Genomic DNA, 19,365 nt, shown 5'->3' with positions numbered 1-19,365 from the left:
ATGCTGTTCGGGTGCTCGCCTCCCAGCGCCAGGAACGGATCCTCGCCGCCGTGCGCTCCGAGGGCGCCGCGCGCGTGGCCGACCTGGTGGAGCGCCTCGACGTCTCGGACATGACCGTCCGGCGCGACATCGCCGAGCTGGCCCGGGCCGGCCTGGTCCGGCGGGTGCACGGCGGCGCCGTCGCCCCCGACGCACCCGGACGGCCCACCGACGAGCCGGGCTTCGAGGCCAAGCGCTCCTGGGCGGGCCCTGAGAAGGCGGCGATCGCCCGCGCGGCGCTGGCGACGATCGAGCCGGGGCAGGCCATCGCTCTCTCGGCGGGCACCACCACGTTCCTGCTCGCCGAGCTGCTCGCCGGCGCGGGCATCGGCCCGCTGACGGTCGTGACGAACGGGCTGCGCATCGCGGACGCCCTGTACGGGGTCGTCGGCATCGAGGTGATCCTCACCGGCGGGGTGCGCACGCCGTCGGACGCGCTCGTCGGACCCGTCGCCGACGCCACGCTGGCCGGCCTGCGCGTCGACCGCACCTTCCTCGGGGTGCACGGGCTGGACGCTCAGGGCCTGACCACCCCGAATCTCGCGGAGGCCGCTACCGACCGCGCGCTGATGGCCTGCGCCGCGGCGACCACCGTCCTCGCCGACCACACGAAGTGGGGGGTGGTGGGCCTGGCCCGCATCGCCCCGCTCGAGGACGTCGACACCCTGCTCACCGACGACGCCCTGCCCGCCGACGCCCGACGACACCTGACCGAGACCGCCCTGGTCACGGTCGACACCTCTGGAGCAACCCCGTGACCGTCCGCCTGACCACCACCACGCTCGCCGACGGCCGGGAGCTGCTCTACTTCGACGACTCCGAGCCGTACGTGTCCGGCGCCGCCACGCGCACGCTCGAGGACGCACGCCCCCTGGTCGACCGGTTCGCGCCCGTCCCCGACGCCGACGGGGTCCCGCAGCCCGTCACCGGCCCGGAGCTGCGCCGCGACCCCCTCACGGGCGAGTGGATCCCCATGGCGGCGCAGCGCATGAACCGCACGTTCCTGCCGCCCGCGGACGCCAACCCGCTGGCCCCCGCCAAGCCCGGCGCCGTCTACCAGGACGGTGAGATCCCGGCGGAGGACTACGACGTCGTGGTGTTCGAGAACCGGTTCCCGTCGCTGCTCGCCGTGCCGGGGCTCCCGGACGTCCCCGTGCAGCGCGACGGCGAGCCCCTCTGGACGGTTCGCCCGGCGGCGGGCCGCTGCGAGGTCATCTGCTTCTCGTCGGACTCCACCGCGTCGCTGAGCACGGTGACGCCGCGCCGGCTGCGCACGATCGTCGAGGCCTGGGCGCAGCGGACCGAGGCCCTGCACGCGCTCCCCGGCATCGAGCAGGTGTTCGTGTTCGAGAACCGCGGCAAGGAGATCGGCGTCACGCTGCACCACCCGCACGGGCAGATCTACGCGTTCCCGTACCTCACCCCGAAGACGACCGCGATGCTCGCGCAGGCCCGCGCGCACCGGGAGAAGACCGGCCGCCTGCTGGGCCGCGACGTGCTGGACGCCGAGCTGGCCCACGGCGAGCGGATCGTGCTGGAGTCCGAGCACTGGGTGGCATACGTGCCGTTCGCGGCGCGCTGGCCCGTCGAGGTGCACCTGGCGCCGCGACGCGACGTGCCCGACCTGCCGGCCCTGACCGACGCGGAGCGGGAGGACCTGTCCACCGTGTACCTGTCGCTGCTGCAGCGGCTGGACCGGTTCTTCGTCGGCCCGGACGGCGAGGCGATCCCGCTGCCGTACATCTCCGGCTGGCACCAGGCCCCCGTGCGCGACGGGCGCGACGACTCCCGCCTGCACCTCCAGCTGTTCTCGGTGCTGCGCGCGCCGGGCAAGCTCAAGTACCTGGCCGGCGTCGAGTCCGGCATGGGCGCCTGGATCAGCGACACCACCCCCGAGCGCATCGCGACCCGTCTGCAGGAGCTGGCATGACCCCCGAGTGGCTTCAGGCCTGGACCCCCACCGAGGGCGCCGACCGTGCCGCCGCGCAGTTCCGGGCGCGGTTCGAGGCGGACCCGGACGGCACCTGGTCCGCGCCCGGTCGCGTGAACCTGATCGGTGAGCACACCGACTACAACGGCGGCCTCTGCCTGCCGATCGCGCTCCCCCACCGCACCTACGTGGCACTGCGGCGGCGCGACGACGACACGGTGCGGCTCGTGTCCGCCCAGGAGCCCGCCGGAATGCGGACGATCGAGCTCGGTGACGTCGCACCCGGCACGGTCGACGGCTGGGCGGGCTACGTCGTCGGTGTCGCGTGGGCGCTCCGGCAGGCCGGGCACACCGTCTCCGGGTTCGACGTCGCGGTCGACTCCTGCGTGCCCTACGGCGCCGGGCTCTCGTCGTCGGCCGCCCTGGAGGCGTCGGTGGCCGTCGCGCTCGACGCGGCGTTCGCGCTCGACCTGGCGGGGTCCGACGACGGACGCGCGACGCTGGCGGCGCTGTGCGTGCGCGCCGAGAACGAGATCGCCGGGGCGCCCACGGGCGGGATGGACCAGGCGGCCGCCCTGCGCGCGCAGGCGGGGAACGCCCTGCTGCTCGACTGCCTCGACGGCTCCGTCCGGCACGTCCCGTTCGACCTCTCCGCGCACGGCCTGGCGCTCCTGGTGGTGGACACCCGCGCCGAGCACGCGCTGGTGGACGGTCAGTACGCGGCACGCCGGGCCTCGTGCGAGGCGGCGGCACAGCGACTCGGCGTCGGCACGCTGCGCGAGATCTCCGACGACCCCCGCGGCCTGGAGTGGGCGCTCGACAAGCTCGACGACGACGTCCAGGTGCGCCGCGTCCGGCACGTGGTGAACGAGATCGATCGCGTCACCTGGTTCGTCGCCCTGCTCGACGCCGGCGAGGTCGGTCTGGTCGGGACCTTGATGAACCAGTCGCACGCCTCCCTGCGCGACGACTACGAGGTGTCCTGCCGGGAGCTGGACCTCGTCGTCGACACCGCTCGGGCCGCGGGCGCCACGGGTGCGCGGATGACCGGCGGGGGGTTCGGCGGGTCCGCGATCGCGCTGGTCGGCGCGGACGAGGTGGACCGGGTGGCGCAGGCCGTCGCGGACGCGTTCGCGGCCGAGGGTCTGGGGGCACCGGCGTTCCTGGTCGCGACCGCGTCTGGCCCAGCGTCCTGACCTGACGACCGGCGGACGGGTCTCGTTGTCCGCCCTGCACCGGATGCGGTCGTGGGCACGGGGCTCGGGGCGTCCTGCGACATGCGCGGTGGTCGGGCGGTGGCAGTGGGCGGCCTCCTCCTGCTCGTAGGGTGCACGGGCACGAACGCCACCCCGGAGGGCGGCGCGCTCCTCTTCGGCGCGGCAGCTGACGACCCGCTCGCCGAGGTCGACGGCTGCCCCCCCCGCCGCTCAGGAGCCGCGGCTCCTGGCGCGGGAGATCGAGCTGGCCACCGCCGAGCGCGAGTGCGACGACGAGGTCGGCCTGACCCGCACCCGCGACAGGCTGGTCGCCTCGGCGCAGCGCACGTTCGTCGACGAGCACCCCGACGAGCTCGACGCGTGGGAGCTGACCTTGCCCGCACCGTCTCCGTCGTCGTGACACGCCGGAGCAGTCCTTGACCTCTAGTACGCATCGCGCAGTAGTGTCTGCCCCGCAGTATCAGGGACACATCATCCTCGGGACGGATCCTCCGGGCGCCGCGAGGTCGATACGTTCCCGTCGCACGTCCCGACGACAACGAGGAGCCCGACCGTGGGGGTCACCCGCCGGATCATCTTCCCGACCATCCGCCTGATCCTCTGGGCGGTCATCGCGGCCGCCCTGGTGAAGATCGCGTTCGCCGGTGCGGACGTCAGCACGGTCGACACGTCGCTCCAGCCCACGGGGGCGATCGTCGAGCCGACCGTCGAGGTGGCCACCGGCACGGTGACCAACGCCGTGACGGTGCAGGCGTCGGTCACGTCCGACGCAGCCGTCGTCGTGCGGGCCACCCTGGCCGGCACCGTGTCCAAGCTGCTCGCCGCGGACGGCGCGGCCGTCGCCGCGGGGACGCCGATCCTCGAGATCCGGCAGGAGACCCCGCAGGACCCGATCGTCAAGACGAACCCGGAGACCGGGGAGGTGACCACCACGGAGCGCAAGCCGAAGGTCGTGGTGGAGACCGTCAAGGCGCCGGTCGCCGGGACCCTGTCGCTGCCGACGCTCAAGGACCAGGTGGTCTCGGTCGGCGACGAGGTGGGCAAGGTCGCACCCGGCACGCTCTCCGTCACCGGCACGCTGACGCCCGACCAGCAGTACCGGCTCGTCGGCGCCCCGACGCAGGCGACCGTGACGCTCAACGGCGGACCGGCCCCGTTCGACTGCACCGGCCTGCGCGTCGGCGCCGCCCCCGCCACCGGCACGGAGCCCGAGACCGGCACCACCAGCACGTCCGGCACGGTCACCTGCGCCATCCCGGCGGGCGTCACCGCGTTCCCCGGGCTGGGTGCGAACGTCGAGATCACCAACGGCACCGCCGCGGACGTCGTCGTGGTCCCGATCACGGCGGTGCAGGGCACCGTCCAGAAGGGCAACGTCTGGGTGGTGGCCGCGGACGGCACCAACGAGAAGCGGCCGGTCGGCCTGGGCCTGACGGACGGTGAGAACGTGCAGGTCACCGAAGGCCTGGTCGCCGGCGACACCATCCTGGAGTTCATCCCGGTGCCCGGCGGCGCCGGCAAGCCCGTGGACTGCAGCCTCAACTACGACCCGGCTGTGTGCGGCGGATGAGCCTCCTCGAGCTCACCGACGTCACGCGGTCGGTCCGGCTGCCCGACGATCGCATCCTGCACATCCTCCAGGGCGTGACCCTGGCGGTCGACGCGGGCGAGCACGTCGCGATCGTCGGCCGCTCCGGCACCGGCAAGTCGACGCTGCTCAACATCCTCGGCCTGCTCGACGCCCCCACCACCGGCCAGTACCTGCTGGAGGGCGTGCCCATCGGCAAGCTCTCGAACGGCACGCGGACCAAGCGCCGCGGGCGGGACTTCGGGTTCGTGTTCCAGCAGTTCAACCTGCTGCCCGGCCGCACGGCGCTGGAGAACGTGTCCGCCCCCCTGCTCTACGCGCGGGGCCGGCAGTTCTGGTCGCGCACGCGCCTGGCCGCGGAGATGCTCGAGCGCGTCGGGCTGGGCGACCGGGTGGACACCATGCCCGACAAGCTGTCCGGCGGCGAGCAGCAGCGGGTCGCCATCGCCCGGGCGCTCGTGCGCGGGCCGCGGGTGATCCTGGCCGACGAGCCGACCGGGGCGCTCGACGTGGAGACCGGCGGGGAGGTCATGGACCTGCTCGACGAGATCGCGTCGCAGACCGGCGCGGCCCTGGTGACCATCACGCACGACCTCGCGGTGGCGGCGCGCGCCGAGCGGCAGTACCGGCTGACGGAGGGGGTGCTGGTGCCGATCAGCCTGGACACCACCTCCGACTGGGTGGGCGACGTGCCGACGCTGGTGGCGGACCGGTCGGCCCGCACCGAGCGACGCCTGCCGGAGCCCACGGACGAGGCGGGGGTGCCGGCATGACCGGCGTCGTCGGCGCGATCGTCGAGGCGTGGGGAGAGCTGCGGATCCACAAGCTCCGCGTGCTGCTCGCCCTCATCGGCGTGGCCTGCGCGGTCACCGCCATCACCGGCGTCACCGCCCTGGTCTCCATGCTCAACCAGTCGTTCAAGGAGCAGACCGAGCGCCAGTCGGGCCGGGTGGTCACGCTCAACGTCAACGCGTGGTCGATGGGCGAGAACGCGACCCCGCCGACCGGGTGGGACGCCGAGTTCGAGCGCGTGCTCGAGCGCTACGACATCACCTACGCCAGCCGCAACGAGTGGACGCAGGCGATGATCCGCTACCCCGACGGCACCCGGACCACGCAGGTGCAGGCCGTCGACGCCGACCTCGGCACGATCAACCGGATCGTGCCCGAGCAGGGCCGCTGGTTCACCGACGCCGACGAGGAGGCCATGGCGCCGACGCTGGTCGTCAACGAGGCGTTCCTGGAGGCGCAGGGGCTGTCCGACCTCTCGTCGCACCCGACCGTGCAGCTGGGCGACCGCGCGCCGGTCAGGGCGGCCGTCGTGGGCGTGCTGCGCGACGAGTGGGCGGACGCCGAGCCCGTCGCCTACGTGCTGTACGACCAGTTCCACCGGTGGATCGGCCCGGACGGCTCCGGCATGCAGTCCGGGGGCTCCGGTCCCGCGGTGCAGGGCCCGATGTCAGCGCAGGTGCCGTCGATGTACCTGTGGGTGCCCACGGAGCTGTCGACGGACCTCGGCGACCAGATCAAGCGCGACATGCAGGCGGTCGCCCCCGGCTGGCAGGTGGATGTGCAGGACAACAACTACAACACCGGCGGGCTCGACCGGGCGACCAAGTGGGTGGGCATCGGCGTCGGAGCGTTCGCGCTGCTGCTCGGCGGGCTCGGCCTGGTGAACATCGCGCTGGTGACCGTGCGCTACCGGATCCGGGAGATCGGGATCCGGCGCTCGTTCGGCGCCACGTCCGGGCGCGTGTTCTTCGGGGTCATGCTCGAGTCGGTCGTCGCGACCGTCGTGGCGGGGCTCGTGGGCGTCGTGCTCGCGGTCGCGATCATCAAGAACATCCCGGTCGAGCGGGTGTTCGGCGGCGGGATCCAGGACATGCCGCCGTTCCCGGTCAGCGCCGCACTCGTCGGGATGGCGGCGGCGGTCTGCGTCGGCGCGCTCGCCGGACTCATCCCCGCGATCGTCGCCGTCCGGGTCAAGGTGATCGACGCCATCCGCTACTGACGTCTGACACGACGAAAAGGTTGTGCGACCTGCGGTGGATGTGCCCGGCACCCCGACTCCCTAGCGTCGGGTGCGCGACACCACGACGCCGGGCATCCGCGGAGGGGCGGAGGCCCGGCGTCGGTCGGAACCCCGTCCGGAGATCACCCTTGTGGTGGATCTTTGCGTCGGTTTGGGCCGCTATGGTCGTCGCGCACACACCGGTGAGACCGACTGTGACTCCACCCGCCGAAGGGGCCGACACGATGAGAACCACACGCACCACCACCGCGATCGCCTCCGCAGTGGTCGCGTTGACGCTGCTGGCCGGGTGTTCCGGTGGCGGGAGCGGTCCCACGGACGACGGCACCCTGACGTACGAGGACAGCCCCCTCGCCGCGTACTGGGAGCAGCTGGGCGGGTCCCAGGATCCCGAGGACGCCGACGCGCAGATGGTCAGGTCGGAGGAGATCGTCGCTGCCTGCATGCAGGACGAGGGCTTCGAGTACACCCCGCAGGACACCTCGACCATGACACAGAGCTTCGAGGACGAGGACATGCCCGCCTGGGACTCCCTGGAGTTCGCCGAGCAGTACGGGTACGGCGCCACCACGTCGTCCGAGATGCCGATGAACAAGGCCGGCGAGGAGTTCGTCGACCCGAACGCCGACTACCTGGCGACCATGAGCGAGAGCGAGCAGACGGCGTTCTACGAGGCGCTGTACGGCAAGCAGACGATGTCCGAGGAGCCCACCGACGAGGAGACGCCTGTCGAGCAGGAGTACGACTGGACGACCGCCGGCTGCCAGGGCAAGGCCCAGCACGAGGTCTACGAGGACGGTCAGGTCTACGACGACCCGGAGTTCAAGGACCTGATGGAGGGCATGTCCGAGCTCTACACGGACATGGAGAAGGACGAGCGGACCATCGCCGCGTACCGCGACTGGGCGGAGTGCATGGCGGAGGCCGGCTACGACTTCGCCAACCCGCAGGAGGCGCAGAACAGCATCTACGAGGCGGTCAACGAGATCCCGTACAACGAGGAGGACGGCTCGCAGGACCCGGCCGCGCTGGCCGAGCTCCGCGACGACGAGATCGCCACCGCCACGGCGGACCGCACGTGCCAGGACAGCACCGGGGCGGCGCGCAAGGTCCTCGAGGCGCAGTTCGCCGTCGAGCAGGACTTCATCGACGCCCACAAGGACGAGCTCGACGCGATGGTCGAGAAGGCGGCGCAGGCGGACAAGTCGTGAGCACCCAGGTCACCGGCGGGCGACGCACGATCGTCGTGATGGCCGTCGTCGCCGTCGTCTGCCTCGCAGCCGGGCTGCTGCTGAGCCAGTTCATCGTGTCGCCGGGCAAGGCCGCCGCCGACGCCGCGCCCCCGACGGCAGGGCCCATCACGGTGCCCGTCGAGAGCCGGGTCATCGCCAACGAGCTGGTCATCCGCGGCGACGTCGGGTACGACGACCCGGTGGCCCTGCGGGTCGAGACGGGCGACCTCGGCGGTCCCGCGGTCGTCACGGGCCAGGTGCCCCAGGTGGGCGCCGAGATCGGTGCGGCGTCCGTCGTCCTCGAGATCGTCGGTCGGCCCCTCATCGTGCTGCCGGGCGACCTGCCCACCTACCGGTCCCTGCGGGCCGGGGTCTCCGGCCCGGACGTCCGCCAGCTCAAGGCCGCGCTGGCCTCGCTGGGCATCGACGGCGGCGACCCGGCCACCGACACGTACGACTCGGCCACCGCGGCCGGCGTCCGCGCCCTGTACCAGAGGGTCGGCTACGAGCCGCCCGCCGCCGGCAAGGACCTCCAGGACGCGGCGGCCGCGGCACGCGAGGGTGTCCGGTCGGCCCAGGACTCCCTCGCAGCCGCGCAGCGCGAGCTGGCCGGCGCAGCGACCGGCCCGGCGCGGTCGGTGATCATCGGGCTGGACACCGCCGTGGCGGTCGCCCGGCAGACGCTCGCCGACGAGCAGGCGCGGTGCGCGGCCCCGACCGAGGAGGCACCGTGCAGCCAGGCCGCGGTGGTCCAGGCCCAGGGCACGCTCGCCCAGGCCGAGGCGGAGCGCGCGGAGGCCGGCGCGGCGAAGGACGTCGCGTCGGAGCGCGCCGCGGTGACGTCGGCGCAGACCCAGCTGACGTCGGCGCGCGAGTCCCAGGCGCAGGCGCAGGCGGCCACCCTCACCCCCCTGCCCGCCAGCGAGGTCGTGTTCGTGCCGACGCTCCCCCGCCGGGTGGACGTCGTCAGCGCCACCCGCGGCGGCACCGTGACCGGCGAGTTCATGAGCGTGTCCGGCGCCACCATCCAGATCACGGGGAGCGCGACGCGCGCGGACGCGGAGCTGCTGGCGGTCGGCACCGCCGGGACGATCACTCTCGACGACCAGGAGCTCCCGGTCACCGTCGCGGCCGTCAAGGACTCCGTCGAGACGCCCGCGGACCCGGGGACGCCGGGGGGCGAGGAGCCCGAGGAGCCCTCGGCACCGAAGGGTGACCGCCGGGCGGTCGTGTTCACGCTGGGGAGCCTCACGCAGGAGCAGGTGCTCGCGCTCCAGAACACCAACGTGCGCGTGCGGGTGCCCGTGAGCTCCACGCAGGGCGAGGTGCTGGCCGTGCCGCTCGCCGCGCTGACCGCCGGTCCGGGCGGGGAGTCGCGGGTCGAGCTCGCCGGTGCCGACGGGAAGGCCAGCTCGCTGGTGACGGTCACCACCGGGCTGGCGGCCGACGGCTACGTGGAGATCTCGAAGGCCGAGCGCCCCCTCGTGGCGGGTGATCTGGTCGTCGTGGGCGTCGCCGACACCGAGGAGAAGGAGACGGCCGACGCGGAGGGCGACGGGTGACCGTCCTCGACCTGCTCGACGCCCCCGAGCGCCTCGAGCCTCCCGCCCCGGTGCTCGAGCTGCGGGGAGCCGCGCGCCAGTTCCCCGGCGACCCGCCGGTGCACGCCCTGCACCCGGCGGATCTCGCGGTGGCGTCGGGCGAGTACCTGTCGGTGGTCGGCCCCTCGGGCTCGGGCAAGTCCACGCTGCTCAACCTCCTCGGCCTGCTCGACAAGCCGACCGAGGGCGAGTACCTGCTGGACGGGATCCCGACCGCCGGCGCCGGGGAGCGCGACCGGGCGGCGCTGCGGGCGGGTCACATCGGTTTCGTGTTCCAGGCGTTCCACCTCATGCCGCACCGGACCGTGCTCGAGAACGTCCTGCTCGCCACCCTGTACAGCGGGGTGCCGCGGTCCGAGCGCCGCGACCGGGCGCTGGCCGCACTCGACCGGGTCGGGCTGAGCCACCGCGTCGACTTCCTCCCCACCGTCCTGTCCGGTGGCGAACGGCAGCGGGCAGCCGTCGCGCGGGCGGTCGTCGCGCAGCCGCGGGTGCTCCTGGCCGACGAGCCGACGGGGAACCTCGACTCCGAGAGCTCGGCCAGCGTGCTCGACCTGTTCGACGAGCTGCACGCGGGCGGGCTGACGCTGCTGGTCATCACGCACGACGACGAGGTCTCGGCGCGTGCGCAGCGCCGGGTGCGGATCGCCGACGGCTACCTGCGGGAGATCCCGTGACCGCCGTGACGGAGCGGGTGGCGCGCACCGACCGGTTCGGGCTGCGAGACCTGCTCGCGGAGGCCGCCGCGGGCATCGGCGCCCGCCCGGGCCGGCTGCTGCTGACCATCCTCGGCACCGTGCTGGGCATCGCGTCCGTGGTGGTCACCGTGGGCCTGGCGCAGACCGCGTCCGGCCAGATCAACAAGCAGTTCGACGCGGTCGCCGCGACGCAGGCGGTGGCCGAGCCGGAGACCAGCAGCGGCTGGGACGGCTCCGAGCGCGCGATCGGCACGCTCCCCTGGGACGCACCCGCCCGCGCCGAGCGCCTCGCGGGTGTCGAGGCTGCGGGGACCTTCTCCACCGTGGACGTCGGTGACGCGGAGATCACCGCGGTGCCGGTGCACGACCCGTCCGCCGCCCGTACGGCCGCTCCCGACGTGATCGCGACCTCGCCGGGGGCACTCGACGCCGTCGGCGGCCGGGTCGTGCAGGGCCGCTACTTCGACGCCGGTCACGACGCTCGCGCGGACCGCGTGGTGGTGCTCGGCGTGGACGCCGCGCGGCGGCTGGGCGTGGTCCGGGTGGACCGCCAGCCGTCGATCTTCATCGGCGACCGCGCCTACCAGGTCATCGGCATCGTCGACGACGTGGTGCGGCGCTCCGACGTCCTGGGTGGCGTGCTGATGCCCGAGGGGACGGCGCGCGCGGACTTCGCGCTGGCGGCTCCCGGCGAGCTCCACCTGCACCTCGCCGTCGGCGCCGGACCGGTGGTGGGCAGCCAGCTGGCGACCGCGCTGGACCCGAACGCGCCCGAGACGATCGACGTCCAGACCCCGCCGGCCACCTCGAAGGTGCGGCAGAGCGTGCAGGCGGACGTGAACACGATCTTCCTGGCGCTCGGCGGCGTGGCGCTGCTCATCGGTGGCGTCGGCATCGCGAACGTGACCCTGCTGTCCGTGCTGGAACGCGTCGGGGAGATCGGTCTGCGGCGGGCGCTCGGGGCAACCCGGCGGGACATCGGCGCGCAGTTCATGGTCGAGTCGGTGGTGGTCGGGCTGCTCGGCGGCATGCTGGGCGCCGCCCTGGGGGTGGCCGTCGTCGTCGGTGTCAGCGCCGCGCAGGAGTGGACCCCGATCCTCGACCTGCGGATGGTCGGCGTCGCGGCGCTGGCGGGCGGTGTCATCGGACTGCTCGCGGGGCTCTACCCGTCACTCAAGGCTGCGTCGATCGAGCCCATCGCCGCGCTGCGCGGGGGCGTCTGACGCGTCACGTCCTCGTGCAGCGCCCAGAAGACCGAGTACGGCGTCCCGTCCGGAGTGGCCGCGCGTGCGGCGAAGTCCTCGAAGACAGCCTGCACGCGCGACACCAGCTCCTCGAGGCCCGCTGGGTCGAGCCGCAGGCCGAGGCGGGTGGTCAGCACCTCTTGCGGGTCGACGAGGGCCACCTCCTCGAGGAACGTGTCGATGAGGATCCGGCTCATGCCCGGGACGCGCCGCGTCCGCCACGACTTCCCGGTGGCCCGGTACGGCACCTCGCGTGACCCGCGGGCGCCCCTGCGCGTCGGTCCGGCGACGAGGAACCCCCGGTCGACCAGCGTACGCACGTGGTGCAGGACGGTCGCCGGGTTGCGGTCGAGCCTCTGGGCGATCTCCCGGTTGGTGAGCGCCTCGTCGAGGCACAGGCGAAGGATCCGCATGCGCAACGTGCTCGCGAGGGCCCTGGCATCGGCGTCGACGTCCGCGGTCGCTGCGTCGTCGGCTGCGTGGTCGGGCATGCGCTCATCCTCCCATAGTGATTGACATTTCCCAATCAGTCGATCCATCCTGGGCCCGTGAGCACCGACCCTCCCACTCTGGCACCCGGGCGACCCCGCTCCCTGGTGCACCACCCTGACTTCCGTCGGCTCTGGACCGGCGACGCTCTCGGCCAGCTCGGAGCGCAGCTGACCGCACTGGCGCTGCCGATCTTCGCGGTGCAGCAGCTGGCCGCGACCGAGTGGGAGATGGGGGTGCTCACCGCCGCGGAGTTCGCCGCGTTCCTGGTGATCGGCCTCCCCGCGGGCGCCTGGGTGGACCGGATGCGCAAGCGCCGCGTACTCATCGTCGCGGACCTGGTGCGCTCCGCCGTGCTCGCCGCGGTCGTCGTGACCGCCGCCACCGGGCACGCGTCGATCCCGCTGCTCGTCGTCGCCGCCCTGGTGGTCAGCGCCGCCACCGTGTTCTTCGACGTCTCGCACCAGAGCTACATCCCCGGCCTCGTCGGGCTCGAGCACCTGGTCGAGGGGAACTCGAAGCTCCAGGCGACCGCGTCGGTGGCGCAGGTCGCGGCCCCGGCGATCGGTGGCCTGCTCCTGCGGGTGATCGCGGCCCCCGCCCTCATCGCCGTCACGGTGGTCACCTACCTCGTCTCCGCCTTCGCCGTGGGCCGCATCCGGCACGTCGAGACCCCGCCGCACCCCGACACCCGCCGGCCGCTGCGGGTCGAGATCGCCGAGGGGCTGCGGTTCGTCGTGCACGAGCCGTACCTGCGCCGGATCGTCGCGTGCACGGCGCTCGGCAACTTCGCGGGCGCGATGGCCGGCGCCGTGACCGTCATCTACGTGCTGCGCACGCTCAACCTGGGCACCGCCACGTGGGGCGCGATCGTGTCGGCCGGAGCGATCGGTGGGCTGCTCGGCGCCGTCGCCGCGGGAAGGCTCGCGCAGTGGATCGGCGAGGGCCGGATCATCCCGCTGTCCGCGCTCGTCATGGCGCCGGCCTCCGCCCTGATGCCCCTCGCGTCCACCGGCGTGGTCCCCGCCCCGGTGCTGCTCATCGCCGGCGGCGCCGCGTTCGGCTTCGCCGTGATCGTCTACAACGTCGGTCAGGTGAGCTTCCGGCAGCGCGTGTGCCCGCCACCGCTGCTCGGACGGATGAACGCGTCGGTGCGATTCATCGTGTGGGGCACGGTGCCGATCGGCGGGCTGCTCGGCGGCGGGCTCGGCACGCACCTCGGCGTCCTGCCGACGCTCTGGGTGTCGGTCGGGATCATGGCGCTCGCCGCGGTGCCCGTGGTCGTCTCGCCGCTGCTGGGGATGCGCGACCTGCCGGGCTCCCCTGTGCTCGACGCGTGAAGCGCCGGACGGGCCAGGCCGACTCCCGCTAGTTTCGGACGGCACCCGCTCGCCGACGATCCACCGAGGACGCCACATGCCGCACCGCGCACGAGCCGGAGTCCTCGCGGCGATGCTCGCGGTGCTCGTCGGCGCCTGCTCTCCCCAGCCCGACACCGCCGAGACCGCTGGGCCGTCCGTGTCCCCCACCACCAGGACCGCCGCCCAGGGCCCCCGTCCCCCCGGACCGCTGTTCAGCTACCTCCAGCAGGTCGGCGCCGACGGGGAGGCCGACCGCGTCGAGCGGGAGAAGCGCGTCGAGGAGCTCGTCGCCGCCTGCATGGCCGACGAGGGCTTCGAGTACTGGCCGCGCGGGCCTGCCCCCGAGTGGGACGAGTGGGAGCAGTTCACCCTCGAGTACGCCCAGCAGTACGGGTACGGCTCGACCACCACCGTCCCACCCCCGGACACGACGGAGCCCGCCGACCCCAACGAGGAGTACCTGGAGTCGCTCTCGTCGAGCGCCAGGACCGCGTACGACCAGGCGATGTGGGACTTCAGCGACCCGGAGAACCCCGGCGGGTGTGCAGGCGACGCGCAGACCACCGTGTACCAGGACGGGCGATGGGAGGAGGACCCGGCGTTCGCCGAGCTGCACGCGCAGTACGAGACCTGGCTGTTCGCGATGCTCGAGGACCCCCGGATGACCGAGGCAGCCACCGAGTGGTCCGCGTGCATGGCGGACGCCGGGTACGACGTGGCCACGCCGAGCGACGCCCAGGAGAGCCTGTCGGGGGGCAGCTCGGGCGTGATCATCACCCCGGAGGTCCAGAAGAGGGAGATCGACACCGCGGTCGCCGACCTCACGTGTCAGATCGAGACCGACTACCAGACCTCGATGCTCGCGGCGCAGCACGTCATGGAGCAGGAGTTCGTCGACGCCCACCGCGAGGAGCTCGAGGCGCTCGTGGAGGCATACGCCCTCGACGCCGGCTGATCAGCCCTCCCGATCGTCCGGCCGCAGCAGCACCTCGAGGCGCGCCCGGTACTCGGTCTCGTCGATCTCCCCGCGGGCGTAGCGCTCGGCGAGCACGGTCCGGGCGCCTCCCCCGTCGCGCTGTCCGTCCCAGGCCGCCCAGTAGCGCCGGCGTCGGCGGCCACCCAGGGCGAAGAGCAGGGCGATCAACCCGAACCAGAACAACGGGACGAGCAGGAACCAGGGTCCAGGTCCCCAACCCCAGCCGTAGCCGACCGGGTGGGACACGAGCGTGGCGAGCATGACGACCTCCGAGGACGTGGCGGCCGACCGTCGACCGCCACGCCACCGTCTCCCGACGGCCTGCCGCCCGTCGTCGTCCACCCGGAGCGTCCCGGTCGCTCCGGCCGGAGTCAGCCGGACCAGCCGGGACGCACCAGCCCGGACTCGTAGGCCACGACGACCAGCTGGGCCCGGTCGCGGGCGCCGAGCTTCGTGCCCGCCCGGAGCACGTGCGTCTTGACGGTGAGCGGGCTGAGGAACAGCCGCGCGCCGATCTCGTCGTTGGACAGCCCCTCGGCCACCAGCACCAGCACCTCGCGCTCGCGCGGCGTGAGGTCGGAGAGCGCGGCCGGCTCCGCGACCTCCCGCGTCGCGCGCGCGACAGTGGCCAGCAGCCGTCGGGTGACCGTCGGCGACAGGAGAGCGTCGCCGGCCGCCACCACCCGGACGGCGCGCAGCAGGTCGGCCGGCTCGGTGTCCTTGACCAGGAAGCCCGATGCTCCCCCGCGGATCGCCTCCGCGACGTACTCGTCGAGCTCGAAGGTGGTCACCACCACCACCCGCACCGCGGCTGCGCGCGGGTCGTCGACGATGCGGCGCGTCGCCGTCAGGCCGTCCGTGCCCGGCATCCCGATGTCCATGAGCACGACGTCGGGCAGGAGCTCGAGCGCAAGCCGGACGGCGTCGTCCCCGGTCGACGCCTCACCGACCACCGTCAGGTCCGGCTCGGCATCGATGAGGGCACGGAAACCGCCCCGGACCAGACCTTGGTCGTCGGCCAGCAGCACCCGGATCACCGCGGGACCTCCAGCCGGACGTGGAAGCCGGTCGGCCCGGACGCGACGGTCACCGTGCCGCCGAGGGCCTCCGCCCGCTCGCGCATGCCGCGCAGGCCGTGTCCCTCCACGAGCGTGCCGACCGGGGGTCCGTCGTCCCGGACGTCGAGCACCACCGTCTCACCGACAGCCAGGCTGACCTGCACGGATGCGCCCGGAGCGTGCCGCCGGACGTTGGTGAGCGCCTCCTGGAGGGTGCGGAGCACCACGGTGCCGACCTGGTCGCCGACCTGCGCGTCGAGCCCGTGCGCCTCGATGCGCAGACCGTCGTCGCGCGCCCGCTCCACCAGACCCTGCAGGCTCCTGGTGCGCGCGGGCTCGCGCGGCGCCTCACCGTCCGCACGCAGGATGCCCAGCACGTCCCGGACCTCGTCGAGCGCGTCCCGGCTGGCCTCGCGGATCTCCACGAGCGCGCGGCGGGCTGCGTCCGGCTCGCGGTCCATCAGGTGCAGCCCGACCCCCGCCTGCACGGTGATCCCGGACAGCGAGTGCGCCAGCACGTCGTGCAGCTCCCGGGCGATCCGCAGCCGCTCGGCGGCGACCGCCGACTCCTCCCGGGACAGCCGCGCAGCCCGCAGCGCCTGCATCCGCTCCCCACGGCCACGCGCGCCCTCCCCCACCAGCATCGCGACGACGAGCCCGGTGACCGCGAGCGTGGCGTAGACCGGCCGCGGCGACTCGGTCGCCGCCGCGAGCAACGCGACACCGAGCGACCCGGCCGTGCCTGCGCCCCAGGAGAGCCACCGCTGCCGCGTCGCACCGAGAGCCACCACGACCACGGCCAGGGGCACGAGCACCGGTCCCGGCTCGTAGCCGAGCGCCAGGTAGGTCAGCGGACCGGCGACCGCGAGCGCCGCGCCGAACGCCGCGACCGGTCCACGTTGCACCACGGCGACGAGCCCGGCGGGAGCGAGCAGGAGGAGCACCACGGCGAGCAGGTCGAACTCCCTGACCTGCGGATGCCACCGGCTGGCTGCCGCGCAGCCGAGGACCGTGACCATCGCCAGGAACGTCGCCGGGACGACGATCCAGCCCGGTCGACCGCGCCCCCAGGGTGGCCCGGTCCACGGCGCGCTCGTCACCCGCCCACCGTAGCCAGCGGGCAACGCCCGCCGCGTGGTCCGTACGGAGCGCCGCGCCCGCTCCCGGGGGACTACCGCCGTCGTCGCCGGGCCGTGAGAACCACCACGACGCCGCCCAGGACGAGAGCGAGCCCGAGCACCAGCACGGGCGCGGGGTCGGCGCCCGTGACCGCGAGGACGTCGTCGGTGTCCGGTGCCGGGACGGGGTCGGGCGGCGGCGGCGCGGCTGACACGGTGATCGTCACGCTCGTGGTCGCGCAGAGGTCCGGTGCGGTCGCCGCGCAGATCGCGTACTCGAACGTGTCCGTGCCGGAGAACCCCGCGGCGGGCACGTACCGCGCCGTGCTCCCGGAGAAGGTGACCGTCCCGTGGGCCGGGCTCGCGGCCAGGTCGGCCGGACGACCGCGCCCTGGTCGTTGGCACCGATCTCGACGTCCACGGGGGTCCCCTCGGGGGTGGTCGCCGCGTCCGCCACGGCCACCGGCAGCACCTCGACAGTCACCCTGCCCGTCGTGCAGAGCTGCGGGATCCCGTCGTCGCACACGACGTCGCCGTAGAAGTCCCGGCCGGCGAAGCCCGCGCGCGGCCGGTAGACGGTCGACCCGTCCGGACCCACGCTGGCCGTCCCGGTGCGGGGCGGGACCCCGACGAACGTGGTGACGACGTCGCCGGCGTTCGAGTCCGCGACGTCGAGCGTCCCCGCGACCGGCGCCCCCACGGTCGTGGTCAGAGTCAGCGGGGCCACGGTCGGCGGGAGGTTCGGCGGGAGCACGTCGACGACCACGGTGGCGGTGTCGCAGAACGTGGGCTCGGTCGGCGAGCAGATCCGGTAGACGAAGGTGTCCGTGCCGGTGAAGCCCGCGGTCGGGGTGTAGACGGCCGCGCCGCTGGCGGGGTCGAGCGTGACGGACCCGTTGGCCGGCGAGGTGACGACGACGGGGTCGAGCGGTGCGCCGGCCGTGTCGTTGGAGACGACGGGCACGACGACCGGGGTGTCCGCGGATGTCACGGCGACGTCGTCGGTGGCACGCGGTCGGACGTTGACCGTCACCGTGGCGGTGTCGCACGCCGGCGTCGGCGACGCGTTGTCGCACGCCTCGAACATGAACGTCTCGATGCCGGCGAAGTCGCGGTCCGAGACGTAGACGAGCCCGCCGCTCGGGCTCAGGTAGACAGTGCCGTTCGCCGGTGCGGTGGCCAGTGTGAACCGGAGGGTCTGACCCGGGTCCGGGTCGGACGCGGTCACCGCGCCGACGACGAGCACGCCCGTCGTCGTGTCACGCGTGAGGTCGTCCGCCACCGGCGGCTGGTTGGGCGGGGGTGGCGCGGCGACGACCTCGGTGCTCACCCGGCTCGACCCGGACGACCCGTCGTTGTTGGCGGGCGTGGGGTCGACAGTGGTCGACGTCGAGCTCACGACGTTCAGCAGGGTCGAGCCGGCCGCCGCCGTGGCCGCGCCCGAGAACGTCAGCGTGACCACCTGGTCCGCCGCGAGCGTGCCCAGCTGCCACACGAGCGACCCGCCGACCAAGGAGCCGGTGGTCGATGCCGGGTCCAGCGCGAAGCCCGCCGGCAGAGGATCGGTCACGACGACGTCGGCCGCCGCCGCCCGGCCGCCGTTGCGCACGGTCACGGCGTACGTCACCACACCACCCTCGAGCACGGTCGCCGGTCCGCTCTTGCTCACCTCGACGTCCGCGGACTCCCCCGGTCCTGGGAGCGCCGCGCACGCCGGCAGCGAGGAGGGCAGGTCGACCGTGGACCGGGAGGCGTTCGCGACCGTGCCGGTCTGCACGTCGAAGACCTGACCCGGCGGCGCGACGGACTGCACCCGCACGGGGTCGTCGGGCGAGTCACCGACGAAGCTCCCCTGCACGCTGGTGGAGCCCGAGAACCGGAACCCGCCGTACCCGGTGACGGCTCCGTCGTCGGTGAGCCCCACCGCACCGACCAGCCCGTCGTGCGTCTGGGACCAGGTGCCGTTGTTGGCGAGATTCCCGCTCACCTCGACCAGCCCGCCGTTCGTGGAACCGGTGCCGTTGTGCGCCAGGTCGCCGGTGACCTCGACCGTGCACGTGTTGTGCAGGGCGCCGCTGCCGTTGACCGTCAGTCCACCCGCGAACGTGGCCAGGCCGGCGTTCACCAGCGGCCCGTTCACCGTGGCCGAGCCGAGCACGGACAGCGTCCCCGTGTTCTCGAACGCGACAGGGCCGTTGAGGATGATCGCCCCCTCGACCTGGAACGTCCCCTCGTTCAGGAAGGTCCCTGCTGCCGGGCTGAACGAGCCGAGGACCGTCAGTTCCGCACCGGCGGCCACATGGACGAAGGCCGCCCCGTTCACGTTCAGGCCCGCGAACGACGCGGTGCCCTCGAGCTCGAGCGAGAAGCCGGCTGAGACCGCGACGGACGGCAGCTCGAGCGCGCCGCCTGCGGCCACGACGACAGCGCCCGCAGCGTTGTTCAGGTACAGGCCCGTCAGGGTGGCGCCCGGTGCCACGCAGAGGGTGCCGCCCGCCGGCAGGGCGTCGATCCCGCCGGTGAACCCGGTCGCGACGAGAACCGTCTCTCCCGGCGCCACGGCGATCGAGGTGTCGCCCGCGGCGACCGTCCGGTCAGGGGTCGCACACTGCGTTGCGAAGTCGGCCCGCACGGCGGTCGTGGGGCCCAGGACGACCACGGCGAGCAGGAGCACGAGCAGCGCAGACGCGCGACGGGGTACCCGCCACGCCACCGCCCCGCGCCCCATGCCGACCCCCGTCCCACGGATTCCCACACGCTACCGAGGGGACCGTGGATGCGC

18 protein-coding genes are annotated in these 19,365 nt (G+C 73.6%); 12 read left to right on the top strand and 6 right to left on the bottom strand.

The features are described 5' to 3' along the window. The first annotated feature begins 11 nt into the window (after window positions 1-11). From HP550_RS13455 to HP550_RS13410, 10 genes are all read left to right on the top strand, one after another. Window positions 12-797 (top strand): DeoR family transcriptional regulator, encoded by a 786-nt coding sequence (locus HP550_RS13455; RefSeq protein WP_175348163.1) that lies wholly within the window; start codon window positions 12-14, stop codon window positions 795-797. Continuing rightward, window positions 794-1,969 carry a galactose-1-phosphate uridylyltransferase gene (galT, locus tag HP550_RS13450; RefSeq protein ID WP_175348162.1) on the top strand — a complete coding sequence of 392 codons (1,176 nt, stop codon included), beginning with the start codon at window positions 794-796 and terminating at the stop codon, window positions 1,967-1,969. Before HP550_RS13455 ends, galT begins: the two co-directional genes overlap by 4 nt. Next, the gene (gene galK, locus HP550_RS13445; protein ID WP_175348161.1) at window positions 1,966-3,165 is read left to right on the top strand and encodes a galactokinase; all 1,200 of its coding nucleotides are present in this window, start codon (window positions 1,966-1,968) and stop codon (window positions 3,163-3,165) included. Before galT ends, galK begins: the two co-directional genes overlap by 4 nt. A gap of 574 nt (window positions 3,166-3,739) precedes the next feature. Then, complete coding sequence (locus tag HP550_RS13440; protein WP_175348160.1) at window positions 3,740-4,756, top strand: permuted SH3 domain-containing protein; 1,017 nt, start codon at window positions 3,740-3,742, stop codon at window positions 4,754-4,756. After that, entirely contained in the window at window positions 4,753-5,547 is a 795-nt protein-coding gene (locus HP550_RS13435) for an ABC transporter ATP-binding protein (RefSeq protein WP_175348159.1), read from the top strand. Before HP550_RS13440 ends, HP550_RS13435 begins: the two co-directional genes overlap by 4 nt. Further along, window positions 5,544-6,785 (top strand): ABC transporter permease, encoded by a 1,242-nt coding sequence (locus HP550_RS13430; protein ID WP_175348158.1) that lies wholly within the window; start codon window positions 5,544-5,546, stop codon window positions 6,783-6,785. Before HP550_RS13435 ends, HP550_RS13430 begins: the two co-directional genes overlap by 4 nt. A 245-nt stretch (window positions 6,786-7,030) precedes the next feature. After that, a complete protein-coding gene (locus HP550_RS13425) occupies window positions 7,031-8,017 on the top strand; it encodes a hypothetical protein (RefSeq protein ID WP_175348157.1) in 987 nt (328 codons plus the stop codon). Next, a complete protein-coding gene (locus tag HP550_RS13420; protein ID WP_210768029.1) occupies window positions 8,014-9,600 on the top strand; it encodes a peptidoglycan-binding protein in 1,587 nt (528 codons plus the stop codon). Before HP550_RS13425 ends, HP550_RS13420 begins: the two co-directional genes overlap by 4 nt. Beyond that, window positions 9,597-10,316 carry an ATP-binding cassette domain-containing protein gene (locus tag HP550_RS13415; protein ID WP_175348156.1) on the top strand — a complete coding sequence of 240 codons (720 nt, stop codon included), beginning with the start codon at window positions 9,597-9,599 and terminating at the stop codon, window positions 10,314-10,316. The genes HP550_RS13420 and HP550_RS13415 overlap by 4 nt, the downstream gene beginning before the upstream one ends. Beyond that, window positions 10,313-11,560: an ABC transporter permease gene (locus HP550_RS13410; RefSeq protein ID WP_175348155.1), complete on the top strand. Its 1,248-nt coding sequence runs from the start codon at window positions 10,313-10,315 to the stop codon at window positions 11,558-11,560. Before HP550_RS13415 ends, HP550_RS13410 begins: the two co-directional genes overlap by 4 nt. Here the strand turns inward: HP550_RS13410 and HP550_RS13405 are convergent. After that, complete coding sequence (locus tag HP550_RS13405; RefSeq protein WP_175348154.1) at window positions 11,500-12,072, bottom strand: ArsR/SmtB family transcription factor; 573 nt, start codon at window positions 12,070-12,072, stop codon at window positions 11,500-11,502. The two genes, HP550_RS13410 and HP550_RS13405, sit on opposite strands and share 61 nt — an antisense overlap. 57 nt (window positions 12,073-12,129) lie before the next feature. On the opposite strand from HP550_RS13405, the gene HP550_RS13400 reads away from it, so the two are divergent. Next, window positions 12,130-13,410: an MFS transporter gene (locus HP550_RS13400; protein WP_175348153.1), complete on the top strand. Its 1,281-nt coding sequence runs from the start codon at window positions 12,130-12,132 to the stop codon at window positions 13,408-13,410. Window positions 13,411-13,486: 76 nt separating this feature from the next. Continuing rightward, window positions 13,487-14,386, top strand: a complete 900-nt coding sequence (locus tag HP550_RS13395) for a hypothetical protein (RefSeq protein WP_175348152.1) — start codon at window positions 13,487-13,489, stop codon at window positions 14,384-14,386. Here HP550_RS13395 and HP550_RS13390 read toward each other — a convergent pair whose 3' ends face one another. The 5 genes from HP550_RS13390 to HP550_RS13370 form a co-directional block, all read right to left on the bottom strand. Further along, window positions 14,387-14,668: an SHOCT domain-containing protein gene (locus HP550_RS13390; RefSeq protein WP_175348151.1), complete on the bottom strand. Its 282-nt coding sequence runs from the start codon at window positions 14,666-14,668 to the stop codon at window positions 14,387-14,389. A 110-nt stretch (window positions 14,669-14,778) separates the two neighbouring features. Continuing rightward, entirely contained in the window at window positions 14,779-15,444 is a 666-nt protein-coding gene (locus tag HP550_RS13385) for a response regulator (RefSeq protein ID WP_175348150.1), read from the bottom strand. Continuing rightward, window positions 15,441-16,565: a histidine kinase gene (locus HP550_RS23080; RefSeq protein WP_175348149.1), complete on the bottom strand. Its 1,125-nt coding sequence runs from the start codon at window positions 16,563-16,565 to the stop codon at window positions 15,441-15,443. The genes HP550_RS13385 and HP550_RS23080 overlap by 4 nt, the downstream gene beginning before the upstream one ends. Window positions 16,566-16,636: 71 nt before the next feature. Then, window positions 16,637-16,897: a hypothetical protein gene (locus HP550_RS13375; RefSeq protein ID WP_425484450.1), complete on the bottom strand. Its 261-nt coding sequence runs from the start codon at window positions 16,895-16,897 to the stop codon at window positions 16,637-16,639. Beyond that, the gene (locus tag HP550_RS13370) at window positions 16,807-19,311 is read right to left on the bottom strand and encodes an Ig-like domain-containing protein (protein ID WP_175348148.1); all 2,505 of its coding nucleotides are present in this window, start codon (window positions 19,309-19,311) and stop codon (window positions 16,807-16,809) included. The genes HP550_RS13375 and HP550_RS13370 overlap by 91 nt, the downstream gene beginning before the upstream one ends. Window positions 19,312-19,365: the final 54 nt, after the last annotated feature.

Source organism: Cellulomonas humilata, from assembly GCF_013359775.1.
Taxonomy (GTDB): Bacteria; Actinomycetota; Actinomycetes; order Actinomycetales; family Cellulomonadaceae; genus Cellulomonas; species Cellulomonas humilata.
Note: the sequence above shows the minus strand (reverse complement) of the source record. Positions and strands in the feature narration are given on the sequence as shown.

Bases quoted from the DNA above. Each gene is read 5' to 3' on its own strand.
- galK (WP_175348161.1), top strand. From the start codon at position 1,966: ATGACCCCCGAGTGGCTTCAGGCCTGGACCCCCACCGAGGGCGCCGAC.
- HP550_RS13435 (WP_175348159.1), top strand. From the start codon at position 4,753: ATGAGCCTCCTCGAGCTCACCGACGTCACGCGGTCGGTCCGGCTGCCC.
- HP550_RS13430 (WP_175348158.1), top strand. From the start codon at position 5,544: ATGACCGGCGTCGTCGGCGCGATCGTCGAGGCGTGGGGAGAGCTGCGG.
- HP550_RS13425 (WP_175348157.1), top strand. From the start codon at position 7,031: ATGAGAACCACACGCACCACCACCGCGATCGCCTCCGCAGTGGTCGCG.
- HP550_RS13405 (WP_175348154.1), bottom strand. From the start codon at position 12,072: ATGCCCGACCACGCAGCCGACGACGCAGCGACCGCGGACGTCGACGCC.
- HP550_RS13395 (WP_175348152.1), top strand. From the start codon at position 13,487: ATGCCGCACCGCGCACGAGCCGGAGTCCTCGCGGCGATGCTCGCGGTG.
- HP550_RS13390 (WP_175348151.1), bottom strand. From the start codon at position 14,668: ATGCTCGCCACGCTCGTGTCCCACCCGGTCGGCTACGGCTGGGGTTGG.
- HP550_RS13370 (WP_175348148.1), bottom strand. From the start codon at position 19,311: ATGGGGCGCGGGGCGGTGGCGTGGCGGGTACCCCGTCGCGCGTCTGCG.